The 13,744-nt window shown below is 32.9% G+C and carries 13 protein-coding genes; 6 read left to right on the plus strand and 7 right to left on the minus strand.

The window, feature by feature from the left end:
* Positions 1-78 precede the first annotated feature (78 nt).
* From V5J73_RS03275 to V5J73_RS03290, 4 genes are all read left to right on the plus strand, one after another.
* Positions 79-1,005 carry a magnesium transporter CorA family protein gene (locus tag V5J73_RS03275; RefSeq protein ID WP_338647601.1) on the plus strand — a complete coding sequence of 309 codons (927 nt, stop codon included), beginning with the start codon at positions 79-81 and terminating at the stop codon, positions 1,003-1,005.
* A 353-nt stretch (positions 1,006-1,358) separates the two neighbouring features.
* Positions 1,359-1,973 (plus strand): hypothetical protein, encoded by a 615-nt coding sequence (locus tag V5J73_RS03280; protein ID WP_338647602.1) that lies wholly within the window; start codon positions 1,359-1,361, stop codon positions 1,971-1,973.
* A gap of 2 nt (positions 1,974-1,975) precedes the next feature.
* The gene (locus tag V5J73_RS03285) at positions 1,976-2,269 is read left to right on the plus strand and encodes a winged helix-turn-helix domain-containing protein (RefSeq protein ID WP_338647603.1); all 294 of its coding nucleotides are present in this window, start codon (positions 1,976-1,978) and stop codon (positions 2,267-2,269) included.
* A 56-nt stretch (positions 2,270-2,325) separates the two neighbouring features.
* Positions 2,326-3,711: a DUF4153 domain-containing protein gene (locus V5J73_RS03290; protein WP_338647605.1), complete on the plus strand. Its 1,386-nt coding sequence runs from the start codon at positions 2,326-2,328 to the stop codon at positions 3,709-3,711.
* Positions 3,712-3,752: 41 nt separating this feature from the next.
* Here the strand turns inward: V5J73_RS03290 and rluF are convergent, their stop codons facing one another.
* The 4 genes from rluF to V5J73_RS03310 all read right to left on the minus strand — a co-directional run bounded on the left by rluF (position 3,753) and on the right by V5J73_RS03310 (position 7,439).
* Positions 3,753-4,574 (minus strand): 23S rRNA pseudouridine(2604) synthase RluF, encoded by an 822-nt coding sequence (gene rluF / locus V5J73_RS03295; protein WP_338647608.1) that lies wholly within the window; start codon positions 4,572-4,574, stop codon positions 3,753-3,755.
* A gap of 97 nt (positions 4,575-4,671) precedes the next feature.
* Positions 4,672-5,523: an alpha/beta fold hydrolase gene (locus tag V5J73_RS03300; protein ID WP_338647610.1), complete on the minus strand. Its 852-nt coding sequence runs from the start codon at positions 5,521-5,523 to the stop codon at positions 4,672-4,674.
* 38 nt (positions 5,524-5,561) lie between these two features.
* Entirely contained in the window at positions 5,562-6,341 is a 780-nt protein-coding gene (locus tag V5J73_RS03305) for a zinc ribbon domain-containing protein (protein WP_338647611.1), read from the minus strand.
* 3 nt (positions 6,342-6,344) lie between these two features.
* Positions 6,345-7,439 (minus strand): Nif3-like dinuclear metal center hexameric protein, encoded by a 1,095-nt coding sequence (locus V5J73_RS03310; RefSeq protein ID WP_338647612.1) that lies wholly within the window; start codon positions 7,437-7,439, stop codon positions 6,345-6,347.
* A gap of 110 nt (positions 7,440-7,549) precedes the next feature.
* Here V5J73_RS03310 and lpxK point away from each other — a divergent pair, with 110 nt between their 5' ends.
* Positions 7,550-8,575 carry a tetraacyldisaccharide 4'-kinase gene (gene lpxK / locus V5J73_RS03315; RefSeq protein ID WP_338647614.1) on the plus strand — a complete coding sequence of 342 codons (1,026 nt, stop codon included), beginning with the start codon at positions 7,550-7,552 and terminating at the stop codon, positions 8,573-8,575.
* Positions 8,547-9,359: a purine-nucleoside phosphorylase gene (locus V5J73_RS03320; protein WP_338647616.1), complete on the plus strand. Its 813-nt coding sequence runs from the start codon at positions 8,547-8,549 to the stop codon at positions 9,357-9,359. Before lpxK ends, V5J73_RS03320 begins: the two co-directional genes overlap by 29 nt.
* Positions 9,360-9,362: 3 nt before the next feature.
* Here V5J73_RS03320 and V5J73_RS03325 read toward each other — a convergent pair whose 3' ends face one another.
* The 3 genes from V5J73_RS03325 to lipA all read right to left on the minus strand — a co-directional run bounded on the left by V5J73_RS03325 (position 9,363) and on the right by lipA (position 13,497).
* The gene (locus V5J73_RS03325; RefSeq protein ID WP_338647618.1) at positions 9,363-11,534 is read right to left on the minus strand and encodes a tetratricopeptide repeat-containing hybrid sensor histidine kinase/response regulator; all 2,172 of its coding nucleotides are present in this window, start codon (positions 11,532-11,534) and stop codon (positions 9,363-9,365) included.
* Between the two features lie 29 nt (positions 11,535-11,563).
* The gene (gap, locus tag V5J73_RS03330; protein WP_338647620.1) at positions 11,564-12,559 is read right to left on the minus strand and encodes a type I glyceraldehyde-3-phosphate dehydrogenase; all 996 of its coding nucleotides are present in this window, start codon (positions 12,557-12,559) and stop codon (positions 11,564-11,566) included.
* 68 nt (positions 12,560-12,627) lie between these two features.
* Positions 12,628-13,497, minus strand: a complete 870-nt coding sequence (lipA, locus tag V5J73_RS03335) for a lipoyl synthase (RefSeq protein ID WP_338647621.1) — start codon at positions 13,495-13,497, stop codon at positions 12,628-12,630.
* Positions 13,498-13,744: the final 247 nt, after the last annotated feature.

The following is a 13,744-nucleotide window of genomic DNA, read 5'->3' on the forward strand; positions in this document are numbered from 1 at the left end:
TATTATTCGGAAATGTTAAACTGATAGAGCACTTGAATTGTTTTCAAGAGGCTGTAAATAAACCTATAGAATTTTGAAATGAGAGCTTTTTACAAAAACAATAACGGATTAATTGCCAATCCTGAATGGACTCCGAACTGCTGGATAAATATTGAATGCCCTACCGAAGCAGAAAAAAAATATGTACTCGAAGAATTACAAATTCCAGAAGCATTTTATAATGACATCGAAGATATTGATGAAAGACCAAGGATAGAAATTGAAAATGGTTGGACTTTGATTATCATGCGAATTCCTGTGAAAAGCAATGATATAAAACTGCCTTTTCACACCATTCCTGTTGGTGTTATTTTTAAGGATGAAGTTTGCATCACAATCAGTTTTCATCAAACGGAGATGCTTACTGATTTCGTGACCTACACCAAACGCAAGAATATTAATATTAAGGATAACTTCGATTTAGTGCTGAAATTATTGCTTTCCTCTAGTGTTTGGTTTTTGAAATACTTAAAGCAAGTCAACCAAAAAATAAAACTAGCCGAGGACAATTTAGAAAAATCAATTAAAAATGAGGAATTGCAGGCATTGCTTCAAATAGAAAAATGTTTGGTATTCTTTATGACTTCTTTGAAAGGAAATGATATTTTGTTGCACCGGATCAAGAATATAAAATCTCAAAAAGAGCATTTTGATTCGGATTTATTGGAGGATGTGGAAATTGAATTGCGTCAGGCACAGGAAACTACTAATATTTATAGCGACATTTTAACGGGAACCATGGATGCGTATGCTTCTGTTATTTCTAATAATATGAATACGATTATGAAGCAAATGACTTCTATCTCGATAATTCTGATGATTCCAACATTGATTGCCAGTTTGTATGGAATGAATGTACCCAATGATTTACAGGATAATCACTATGGAATATGGATTGTCATTTCCGTATCTGTTTTGTTATCTGCTTTTGGGGTGTTTTTATTCAAAAGAAAAAGATGGTTTTGATTTTTAGTTAATAATAATCTTACTTTTTTCCGTTCTCGATTCAATTAAACATTTAAACAAGTAATTAAATAGTATAAAATAAAAATTTCAAACAAAGACGTACTAATGCTTTTCTTAGGATTTGCTAATTTTTTATCATACAAACAATTTACGATTGGGATTTATGCTATTGACGAGATTTAAATAGGTTGGGAATCAGTCTCTAAATAGATTCTAAAAACGAATCCTTTACACCAATCTTTTCTTTACATTGAGATGGATTTAATTTTAAAATAAATTTATTAAAATTAAATCCATTTTTATTTTGCAATCTAAAAATAATATATAACTTTGTATTTCAAAGTACTTTATTTATGAGTCAAAAACTTCAAGAAGATTTATCACATATTCGTTCCATGATGGAACGCTCTTCCAGATTTATTTCATTAAGTGGCCTTTCAGGAGTATTTGCGGGCTTATTCGCATTAGCGGGTTCCATTTATGCATATCAATTATTTAAAAATAATGGTATTGAATATTTTGATGGAAAGCAAAAGGTGTATAGCTATGATTTAATAATCGAATTAGTGTTTATTGCTTGCGTAATCTTGATATTAGCCCTAGGATCGGGTATATTTTTTACTTTGAGAAAAAGTAAAAAGTTTGATTTACCGGTTTGGACGAATACTACTAAAAAAATGTTACTGAATCTAGCGATTCCTTTATTGGTTGGAGGCGTGTTTTGCATGGCACTTTTATACCACCAGTTATTTGCTCTTATTGCTCCTGTCACTTTATTGTTTTATGGTTTAGCACTTATTAATGCTGGGAAATATACTTTTTCTGATATTAGATATTTAGGCGCTTGTGAGATTGTTCTAGGATGTATTTCCCTTTTTTATCTTGGTTTTGGTCTTGTTTTTTGGGCAATTGGATTTGGAATTTTGCATATTCTTTACGGAATAATTGTGTTCAAAAAATACAAATAGAAATGGGAATCATTGACAAATTAAATAAAGATTTCGAAAGTCGGGTCAGATTAGGCATTATGTCTGTTCTGATGGTAAACGATTGGATTGATTTTACTGAAATGAAATCTTTATTGAATATCACTGATGGAAATTTAGCAAGTCATTCTTCGGCGTTAGAAAAATCTGGATACATTGAAGTTAAAAAAGAATTTGTTGGTAAAAAACCAAAAACGTCGTATCGCGTTACCAATATGGGCAGATCTGCTTTTGTTTCCCACTTAAATAGTCTTGAAAAATTAATCAAATCTAAATAACTCCTTTTTTTTTAACTTTATACTTTTAAATGCAAAGTACTTTTAAAATTTTAATTATGAAAAAACTACATTTTATTTTAGCCAGCAGTTTGGTTTTTACTCTGCTTTTTTACAAGGAAGATTTGGGTCTCAATTGGGCTATTTTCGGGATGATGCAAACCGCCTTAATATGTTATTTCTTTCAAGAGAAAATTACCAGTAGGTTGCATTTGATTTTAGTGGTTACATCGGTTCTGTCATGCTTTGCATTTGCTTGGTACGGAGATTTTCCATCTTTTTTTGCCATGGCTTTGTCAATTATCTTTTTACAATTCAAAACCCAGGAACCAAAACTTAAAGTGTTACAGGCTCTTCCTTTGGTGTTGATTAACGGAATTGCTTCGTTAGGTCGCATATTGATGTTCAGTCAATATCTTCCTAAGCGAAAAGTTAATAACGGTTTTGCAAAAAAACTGATTGCTTATTTTGTTATTCCAGTCCTATTTCTGGGGTTATTTTTAATCGTATATTCTTTTGGAAGCGATCATTTTTCGTCTTTGTTTACGGATTATTATTTAGATATTGATGCGTGGCAAGCATTTGTACTTACCGCTTTAGGATTTTTCATTTCGTTCACTTTCTGGAATTATTGGATTCCTGAGGTTTGTTATGAAAAGAATGATTTACTAGACAGTGATTTTAAGGAAGAATCCAAAACGCAAAATCAAAATTCATTTTCGTTTTTGGATATTGATTTTGAAAGAAGAAGTGGCGAGATTACATTGTTTCTTTTAAATATTCTGCTTTTGGTTTTCATTGCGACTTATAATTACGAACAGTTTTTTGAAGTGGTCAAAAAATCTAACTTAAGTTCTGATATACACGAAAGAGTAACTGCCGTTATTTTTTCAATTATAATGGCGGTTGGTGTTCTTTTGTTCTATTTTAAAGGAGGCTTTAATTTTGATGAAAAAGCTAAAAATCTTAAAAAGTTAGCTAAGATCTGGATTCTTTTAAACGGAATTTTAATACTTTGTGCCATCATCAAAAACTCAGAATATGTTTCGTTTTTCGGATTGACTTATAAAAGGTTAGGTGTTTATGCTTTCTTGATTCTAGCCATAATTGGATTGGTTATTTCTTTTATAAAAATCACCATGCAAAAAACAAATGCTTTTCTTTTCAATCAAATGATTTGGTATTTTTATGGAACGATTCTTTTATGCAGTTTTGTGAATTGGGGAAATCTGATTACCAATTATAATATTTCGGTAAACAAAGGAGTAGAGCCTATATTTTTATCGGGACTAAACTTTAATGATGAATTGCGCCGAGACTATTTTTTAAATAATAAGTTAGAGGGTCAATACAGTGAAATTTCAAGAGAGAAGGAAATTAGTCGAATGCAATCAAGGTCCTTTTTATCAAAAGCTTTGTATTATGAGTTTTTAACTAGTAAATAAAAGCAAAATCCCATTCGTTTCTGAATGGGATTTGTAATTTTTTAATAATCTCCTCGTCCTTTAAACCTTGGATCATCTCTTTTTATGAATTCAGTTCTTCTTTTGGGAGCTTCTGTTCTTTCTGGTTTAGGAAAACTCGCTTCTTCGGTTTTACTCGAAGGCTCAATCAGTTCGTTCAATTCTTTGATTTCAGCATCAGTCAAATCTCGGAATCTTCCAACAGGAATATCAAGTGATATATTGATAATTCGGATGCGTTTCAAGGCAATAACATCATAACCCAAATACTCACACATTCTACGAATTTGACGGTTTAAACCTTGTGTTAAGATGATTTTGAATGTGGTAGAACTTATTTTTTCTACCTTACATTTTCTGGTAACCGTGTCTAAAATTGGAACACCATTACTCATTTTTTCGATAAAACGATCTGTAATCAATTTGTTAACCGTTACCGTATATTCTTTTTCGTGGTTGTTTCTTGCACGAAGAATTTTGTTGACAATGTCGCCGTCATTGGTCATGAAAATTAACCCTTCTGATGCTTTGTCTAAACGGCCAATAGGGAAAATGCGTGTTGGATAATTAATATAATCTACAATATTGCCACGAACTTCTAAGTTGGTTGTGCATTCAATTCCAACAGGTTTATTAAAAGCTAAATAAATAGATTTCTCTCTTTTCTCACGGATTAGTTTACCATCAATACGTACTTCGTCATCAGGGGAAACTTTTGTACCTAATTCCGGAACGACTCCATTGATGGTTACTCGACCTTCTTCAATGATTTTATCGGCTTCACGGCGAGAGCAATATCCTGTTTCTCCTATGAATTTATTAAGGCGTTTTAGATTTTCTTCCATACTGCAAAAATAGCACTAAATTGTTTAATCATTTATGTGGTTATTTGTTTATTTGAAAAATTAAGAAATTGGTAAAGGATTTTATTTCAATTTGATTTTAATTGTCGGCTTTAAATAAAAAATCAGATACTTTTTTATACAACTCATCATCATGCATACTGTGCCCTAAGCCTTTGGTTTCAATGAAAATTACATTTTCCCATGCTTCGGCAATTTTCTTTCCTTCTTCAAACAAAACAACTGTGTCATCAATATCATGAGCGATTAGTCCTTTTGTATTTATTTTAGAGGCGAATGTTTTGCTAGAAAATTGTTCGAGGCTAAGTTTGAAATTATTCAAATAATGAGCTTCCAATGATTTTGAAATTTTAGAATTCAAACTCAATAAGGTGATGTAATTATTTAAGATAATCTTGAAATCACTAGGAGCTCCAAGAATTACCATTTTTTTTAGCATGTCATTTTGATAAACGGATTGGTAATACAAACAAGTTTTTCCACCAATGGAATGACCAATAAGATATTGTGGTTTGAATTTTTGCACAGCAACATGAATAAATTCAGCGTATTGGGGAATGTTGAATTCTTTTCCGCTTGATAATCCATGAGCCGGACCGTCAATGGCAATGATGGTGCTTCCTGATTCTTTTAGATACGGCAGTAAATTTTCCCAGCGAGAAGCGTTGCTTTCCCAGCCGTGAACTAGAAGTATTACAGTATCATTTCCTTTCCAAGTATAAGTGTGAAAGGAATGTTCTCCGTTTTTGAAAGTTTCAGATTGAGCTTCTTGTAGGATTTCTGGAAGATTTGTTTTGGATAATTTACCTTCTCTTGGTTCACTAAAAAAGGCATACGCGAGTTGCGAGGCCTTTCTTGGAAATACAAAACTCAGAGTATTAATGTAAGCTCCAATAGATTTAGTGAAAATAAAAAATAATATTTTTTTCATAAAAAAAAGTCCCGATGTGTATCGGGACTTAAATGTAATTAGAATTTAGAAAACAATTGTTCCATTTTCTCTTTTTCTTCGTCAGCCAATACGCTGTCTACTAATATTCTTCCGGAGTGTTCATCAGTAATGATTTTCTTTCTAGAAGCAATTTCAACTTGTGTCTGTGGTGGAATTGTAAAGAAAGACCCTGCTGATGCACCTCTTTCAATAGAAACTACAGCTAAACCATTACGAACGCTAGTTCTTATTCTAGTGTAAGCTGCTAATAATCTTTCTTCAATCAAGCTTTGGTATTCTGCTGATTTTTCAGTTAAGAATGCTTCTTCTTTAGCAGTTTCCGCCATGATAGCGTCTAACTCTGATTTTTTATGCTTCAAGTGATTAGATTTAGCTTCTAATCTCTCTTTTGAATTTGCAATCACTTCTTTCTTGTGTTCGATAGAAGCTTTCATTTCTTTAATTTGTTTTTCAGACAATTGAATTTCTAATTCTTGAAATTCAACCTCTTTTGTTAACGAATTAAATTCTCGGTTGTTACGAACCGTTTCTTGTTGTTTCGTATATTTTTTGATAGCCTCTTTGTGCTCATCAATTGCATTCTTTTTTACCTTGATAAGATCCTCGATAACTTCAAGTTCACTTTTCAATTTTTCTGAACGTGTGCTTAAACCAGCCACTTCATCTTCTAAATCTTCTACTTCTAAAGGAAGTTCTCCTCTTACGTTTCTGATTTCGTCAATTCTAGAGTCAATAAGTTGTAAATCGTAAATTGCTCTTAACTTGTCCTCAACACTTAATTCTTTCGTATTCGCCATATTCTATAAGTACTTAACTGGATTTGAATTTTCTTCTGATAAAATAACTGCAAAATTAGGGATTTTTTTCCGAAGATACTCAACAATATAATTTTTTGTATACCGTTCGCTTTCAAAATGTCCAATATCGGCTAATAGTAGCTTATTTTCGGCCTCATAAAACTGATGATATTTCAAATCGGCAGTCAAATAAGCGTCGGCTCCGGCTTGAATGGCGCTCTTTATCGCAAAACTTCCTGCTCCACCAAGAACGGCTACTTTTTTGATGTCTTTTCCTGTAAAGTTTGAATGCCGGATGCCTCCGCATTCCATTTTTTCTTTTGCAAAAAGCAAAAATTCTTTTTCATTCATGGGATTTTTCAATTCGCCAATCATTCCTAAACCAATATTCTGATGCTGATTTTGCAACTCATAAATCTCATACGCTACTTCCTCATATGCGTGGCTTTTGAATAAAGCTTTCAGGATTTTGTTTTCCAAATGTTTTTCGAAAGTAACTTCGATTTTAATTTCATCTCCTTGCACAAACTCAAATCGTTCGCCAACTTGTGGATTGCTATGTTCATTTCCCATGTATGTTCCAATTCCTTTTGAATTAAAACTACAATTTTCATAATTCCCAATGTTTCCCGCTCCTGCATCAAATAATGCATTTCGCACTTCTTCGGCATTTTCAGGAATCGTGTAGGTGACTAATTTCCGAATGAAATGTTGCTTTGGAATCAGGATTTTAGTATCTACTAATCCAAGTGCATCGCTGAATATCTTATTAACACCATCTTGATGATTGTCTAAAGCAGTGTGAACGGCATAAATGGCAATATCATTTTTTATGGCTTTAATAACGGCGCATTCCACATAGTTTCTTCCTGTTATTTTTTTTAAACCTGAAAATAATATTGGATGAAAGCAAACAACTAAATTGCATTTTTTTGCAATCGCCTCATCAATTATATTTTCTAATGCATCGTGACAAACTAAAATACCGGTCGCTGCTGATTCTTGATCTCCAACCAATAAACCCACATTGTCAAAGTCTTCGGCGTAGGCTAGTGGTGCCATTTCTTCTAGTACGGAAATGATTTCTATAATTTTCATGATTTTTTAGTTTAAAGTTTTAGGCTTAAAGTTTAATGTTGATTAACTTTAAACAGTAAACAAAACAAACAAAATTTTAAATCAAAGATAATTTATTCTACTTTCGTAGAATGAATTTACTGCGAAAATTACTGTTTCCGTTTGCCATTTTATATGGCCTTATAACGAGTATTCGGAACTTTCTTTTCGATAAAGGGATTTTAAAATCGTACTCTTTTGACTTACCTATTATTGCTGTTGGAAATCTTAGTGTTGGTGGAACTGGAAAAACACCGCAAATAGAGTATTTAATTCGGTTACTTTCGAATCCATATAAAGTTGCCACATTAAGTAGAGGTTATAAAAGACAATCGAAAGGTTTTGTTTTGGCGGAAGCCAGCTCAAACGCCGCTCTATTGGGGGACGAGCCTTTTCAGTTTTTTGAAAAATTTGCAAATATACAAGTTGCTGTTGATGCCGATAGAAAAAATGGAATTCAACAATTGCTTTCGCTACCTGAGAAACCAGAAGTGATATTGCTTGACGATGCTTTTCAACATCGTAAAGTAAAAGCCGGTTTTTATATTTTACTAACTTCTTATGGTGATTTGTATTCGGATGATTTTATGTTACCAACTGGAAATTTGCGTGAGAGCCGATGCGGAGCAGCAAGAGCCAACGTAATTGTTGTAACTAAATGTCCTGTTACCCTTTCGCTTGACGAACAAAAAGATATAAAAAAACGATTAAAAGCATCTGAAAATCAAGAAGTGTACTTTACTTATATTGCCTACGAAGGTTTTGTTTATGGAGAGAACCAAAAGATACCTGTGAGCGAAATTCAATCAACAAGTAAATTATTAGTGGCAGGAATTGCAAAACCGGAACCGTTTTTTACTTATTTACAAAACACTAATGACGTCTGTTTGTCTTTTCCAGATCATCATTATTTTACTGAAAAAGACCTACTAGAAATTAAAAATTTAGCTCAAAACACTATTATTATAACAACCGAGAAAGATTATGGACGTTTAAAAGGAAGTTTGCCAAAAAACCAACTTTTTTATTTACCAATACAAAGTTCTTTCCTTTCGGGAAGTAAAAATTTTGATAAAACAATTATAGATTATGTGGGAAGAAGTACAAGATACAGTTAGTTATATTCAAGAGAAAATCAATTTCACACCTGAATATGGTGTGATTTTAGGTTCAGGATTAGGGAGTTTTACAGATGAAATGAAAGTAGCACATACGTTACCGTATCATGAAATTCCAAATTTTCCGGTATCAACTGTTCAAGGTCATAAAGGCGCGCTAGTTTTTGGAACGATAGGAGATAAGAAAGTGGTTGCTATGCAAGGCCGTTTTCATTTCTACGAAGGATATTCAATGACCGAAGTTACTTTTCCAGTGCGAGTAATGAAGTTTTTAGGCGTGGAAAAATTAGTAGTTTCAAATGCTTCAGGTGGTGTAAATCCAAGTTACAAAGTAGGTTCTATTGTTATGATTACAGATCATATCAATATGACGCCAGAACATCCTTTGCGTGGAAAAAATGACGAACGTTTTGGTCCTCGTTTTGTAAATATGAGTGAACCGTATTCAAGAAAAATGATTGCTAAAGCTACTGAACTTGCTCAAGAATTGAATATCGAAGTTCATGAAGGAATTTATCTGGGTTTACAAGGACCTACTTTTGAAACTTTGGCAGAATACAAAATGGTGAAAATTCTGGGTGCTGATTGTGTGGGAATGTCCACTGTTCCTGAAGTAATTGTGGCGCGTCACATGGATTTGGAAACCTTTGGTATTTCAGTAATTACAGACATGGGTAACGAAGAAAGCATTGGTACAATCTCTCATGATGAAGTTCTTGAAGCTGCTAAAGAAGCAGAACCAAAGGTAAGAAGCTTGATTAAGGAATTGATTTTAAACTATTAAGTTCTAAATATATCCAGCAATAACACTGTAAAATTCCTCTGGCACAAAGGGCTTAGTAATTACTTCATTCATTCCAAACGATAAAAGCATGTCTCTGTTTTCGTGTAATGAGATGGCAGTAAGTGCAATAATAGGAGTAGTACAGTCAAATGTTCGTATTGTTTCTGTTGCAATAGTTCCGTTTATGCCAGGTAAGTGAACATCCATGAGCACTAAGTCGAACGTGTTATGTTTTAACACATCGATTGCATCCTCACCATTATCAATTATTTCGCAGATTATTCCTTTCTTATCCAGCATTTTCTTGGTAATCATTTGGTTGATCTTATTATCCTCAACCAATAGTATTTTTTTATTTATTAATTTAGTAGAATCGTATTTTATGATTGATTTTTTCTCCATTTGAGATTCCTGTTGTGGACTTATTTCGAATTCTAAGTCAAATGAAAATGATGACCCTTCACCTAGCGTGCTTTTAAGTTTGATATGCCCACCAAGGATTTTTATTAATTTTTTTACGATAGTTAATCCTAAACCTGTTCCGCCATATTTGCGATTCACCTCTATGGATCCCTGTGAAAAACTATCAAAAACACTTGCTAATTTGTCTTCGGGTATTCCTATTCCAGTATCTGTTATTTCGAAATATAAAGTAGCTTTTTTATCATCTACTGTCTTAAGTTTGGCTATAACGGTTACGTTCCCATTTTTTGTAAATTTTAGGGCATTGTTGATCAAGTTTAGCATGATCTGTGATAATTTTGTGGGATCGCCAATCAAATAATTGGGAATAGTCTGGTCTACTTCAAGTGTAAAATTGTTGTTGTTTACTAAAGCCAATTCTTTCAATGAATGCTTGATGTCCTCTAATAATTTTTTTAAATTAAAACTGATGTATTCTATTTCTGATTTGTGAGAGTCAATTTTATTGATTTCTAAAATTTCATTAATAAATTTAGTCAAGTAGTCTCCTGAAAATTTTAAAGAAGATAAATAGTCCATTTGATTTTCCTGAGGATTTTCTTCTAGCAATAAATGGGCGATACCGTTGATAGCATTCAACGGAGTTCGAAGCTCATGGCTTACTGTTGATAAAAATTCGGATCTCGCTTTTGATGCTTTTTCTGCTTTGTCTTTGGCAATCTCTAATTCTTTATTTTTCTCTTGCAATAGCAAATTAGACTGATTTCTAATGATGTTGTTTTTGTATAAGGATAAACTTAATAATGATAAAATTGAAATTAAAGCAATTGCAAATATGCTGATTAATTTAGAAAATTTATTAGCTTTTTCTTGCTCCTTATTTTCATAATTTGCTTGTGCAATTTCTTTTAATTTTTCAGATTCTTTGAACTTTTGATAATCGTCTATGCCAAGTCTTTCGTTATTTAAAATGGTAATGCTTTCTTTTAAATTGAGATGCTGTTTTAGATACAAATAGGCATTATTTTTATCTAATGTCTTTTCGTAAACATCACTTAAGGCAAGCAAAATATTTGATTTTTGTACTAGATTTTTTGTTTTATTGTTTAATTCTAACGCTTTGTTTAGATAGTTTAAAGCTAAGTTGTTTCTGTTTCTGCTTGCTTCAATTTTTCCTATTTGGTAAGAGGCTTCTGCTTTAGTATTAATTAAATTGGGATTGTCTGGTTTTGCAATTATTATTTTAAAAGAATACAAGGCTAAATCTAACTTGTTTTTAGATTTGTAAATTAATCCTTTTTGAAGATTAAATAACTCTGCAACATCAGGAATTTTTAACTTATCATTAATAGATTTTGCTCTCGCAAAGTATATTGAAGCTTTATTATAATTTTCCTTTTGCATATAGCATAAGCCGATATAATAATAGGTTGTAGAGTGCTCTTGACTAGGCTCAAAATTAGAAAATAATGCAGCACTTTTTAGTAGCGTTTCTATGGCATCATCGTATTTTTCTAAATCAAAATAAATTTTCCCAAGATTGAAGGTTTGTTGTGCTTGGTCTTTAATATTTTTCTTTTTTGTAGCATAACGTATGGCTTTTTGGCTAGACAATAAAGCCTCTTTGTAATTATTAGATTGAATACTAGAATTGCTTATGCTGCTATAATATGCTGTGCTATCTACTTCCTCATTGGGCTGAGAATAGAGTGAGCTGTAAAAAAAAACAATAAAAGCAAAAAAATACTTCATTGACAACTGAGTTTTTTCTTGGGGTTGTTTTATTTTTTTGTTAAAAGAATTAAATCAATAATTCGAGACGAATAACCTATTTCATTATCGTACCAACCTACTACTTTTACCATTTTATCGATGACAGAAGTAAGTTGAGCATCAAATATACATGAATTTTTATTGCCAATTACATCAACAGAAACAATTGGGTCTTCGGTATAATCTAAAATTCCTTTTAAATTTGTTTCTGCGGCAATTTTAAAAGCTGCGTTTATTTCATTTATGGTTACGGCACGTTTTACATTAAATGTAATATCAGTCAAAGACCCATCAGGAACAGGTACTCGTATGCCACAACCTCCAATTTTACCATCAAATTCAGGAAATATTTTTGTTAATGCCTTTGCCGCTCCAGTGGTTGTAGGGACAATAGATTGACTCGCGCCGCGAGCACGACGTAAATCTTTATGTGGTTGATCGTGTAAGCTTTGGTCTGTCGTGTAGGAGTGAATGGTAGTGATGTACGCCTGTTCTATACCGCAAAGTTCATTGATTACTTTAATCATTGGTGCTGCATTGTTTGTGGTACAACTAGCATTCGAAATTATGGTTTCGGTACCATCAAGAATACTATCATTTACCCCAAGCACTACTGTTTTTATAGTATCCACTTCTGATGGTGCCGAAAGAATTACTTTTTTGGCTCCAGCAATAATATGAGCGTTTAGTTCTTCAAAAGTCTTGTGCTTTCCTGTTGATTCCACGACATAATCAATGCCTAAGGTTTTCCAATCTAGATTTGAAATACTTTTTTCATGAAAAAATAAAAAATGATTTCCATCTACGAGAATTCCTTTTTTGTCCTCGCTAACCTTAAATGGCAAAACTCCGTGAATACTGTCGTATTTTAGTAAATGTGCCATTGTTTTTTTATCAGCAATGTCATTTATAGCAACAACTTCTATTGAAGGATGGTTTAAAAGTAATCGGAATAAATTCCTGCCAATTCTCCCAAAACCGTTTATGGCAATTCTTGTTTTCAAGATTTTTTTTGTTTAAAGTTTCAGGTTTAAAGTTTCTCAACTTTAAACTTTAAACCTGAATCAGTTTTTTAAAGAATATGTTTTTGTGCTTTGTAAGAGGAACGTACTAATGGTCCGCTTTCTACATGACGGAACCCTAATTCTAAACCAAATTGCTCGTATTTTGCAAATTGTTCCGGGGTTATAAATTCCTTTACGGGCAAGTGTTTTTTACTCGGTTGCAAGTATTGTCCTATCGTAACAATATCAACATTTGCTTCACGCAAATCGCGCATCGTTTGGTATACTTCTTCTTCTTGTTCACCAAGTCCAAGCATGATTCCTGACTTTGTTCTGTTGATTCCTTTTTCTTTCAAGTAGCGCAATACTTCCAAAGTTCGGTCGTATTTTGCTTGAATACGTACTTCACGAGTCAATCTGCGTACTGTTTCCACATTATGAGATACTACTTCTGGATTTGCTTCAACGATTCTATCAATGTTTCTTTCGATGCCTTGAAAATCTGGAATCAAAGTTTCTAGGGTTGTATTTGGGTTCATTCTTCGAATAGCTTTCACGGTTTCAATCCAAATAATTGAACCACCATCTTTCAAGTCATCTCTGTCAACACTAGTGATTACGGCATGTTTGATGTTCATTATTTTGATAGAGCGCGCCACTTTTTCTGGTTCATCCCAATCCACCGTTTCCGGTCTTCCAGTTTTTACACCACAAAAACCACAAGAACGTGTACAAACATTTCCTAAAATCATAAACGTTGCCGTTCCTTCTCCCCAGCATTCACCCATATTGGGGCAGCTCCCCGAAGTACAAATCGTGTTCAAGCTATATTTATCGACTAAGCCGCGAAGCTCTGTATATTTTTGACCTATTGGGAGTTTTACCTTTAACCATTTTGGCTTTCCTGTAGGTAATGTATTTTCTAAAACAGTTTCCATATATCAATTTTCAAAGTGCAAAGATAACGAATGTACTTTATTTGTGGATTCCTTTATTTGTTTATTTAATGAAAGAGAAATCGTCATTTTTAGGAGAGAATATTGGATTGTTATAAGGAATAGTTGTCCTGCTTTCGTCCTTATCTCTTCCTCTCGTCCCAATATTTCGGGGTCGGGACTACGAGGATATCTCACAAAGTATCGAGACTATTGGGCTATTTAGTGCTTTTTGTAGTTGGAAGATATA

Source organism: Flavobacterium sp. KS-LB2, from assembly GCF_036895565.1.
Taxonomy (GTDB): domain Bacteria; phylum Bacteroidota; class Bacteroidia; order Flavobacteriales; family Flavobacteriaceae; genus Flavobacterium.

Bases quoted from the DNA above. Each gene is read 5' to 3' on its own strand.
- V5J73_RS03275 (WP_338647601.1), top strand. From the start codon at position 79: ATGAGAGCTTTTTACAAAAACAATAACGGATTAATTGCCAATCCTGAA.
- V5J73_RS03280 (WP_338647602.1), top strand. From the start codon at position 1,359: ATGAGTCAAAAACTTCAAGAAGATTTATCACATATTCGTTCCATGATG.
- V5J73_RS03285 (WP_338647603.1), top strand. From the start codon at position 1,976: ATGGGAATCATTGACAAATTAAATAAAGATTTCGAAAGTCGGGTCAGA.
- V5J73_RS03290 (WP_338647605.1), top strand. From the start codon at position 2,326: ATGAAAAAACTACATTTTATTTTAGCCAGCAGTTTGGTTTTTACTCTG.
- rluF (WP_338647608.1), bottom strand. From the start codon at position 4,574: ATGGAAGAAAATCTAAAACGCCTTAATAAATTCATAGGAGAAACAGGA.
- V5J73_RS03300 (WP_338647610.1), bottom strand. From the start codon at position 5,523: ATGAAAAAAATATTATTTTTTATTTTCACTAAATCTATTGGAGCTTAC.
- V5J73_RS03305 (WP_338647611.1), bottom strand. From the start codon at position 6,341: ATGGCGAATACGAAAGAATTAAGTGTTGAGGACAAGTTAAGAGCAATT.
- V5J73_RS03310 (WP_338647612.1), bottom strand. From the start codon at position 7,439: ATGAAAATTATAGAAATCATTTCCGTACTAGAAGAAATGGCACCACTA.
- lpxK (WP_338647614.1), top strand. From the start codon at position 7,550: ATGAATTTACTGCGAAAATTACTGTTTCCGTTTGCCATTTTATATGGC.
- V5J73_RS03320 (WP_338647616.1), top strand. From the start codon at position 8,547: ATGTGGGAAGAAGTACAAGATACAGTTAGTTATATTCAAGAGAAAATC.
- V5J73_RS03325 (WP_338647618.1), bottom strand. From the start codon at position 11,534: ATGAAGTATTTTTTTGCTTTTATTGTTTTTTTTTACAGCTCACTCTAT.
- lipA (WP_338647621.1), bottom strand. From the start codon at position 13,497: ATGGAAACTGTTTTAGAAAATACATTACCTACAGGAAAGCCAAAATGG.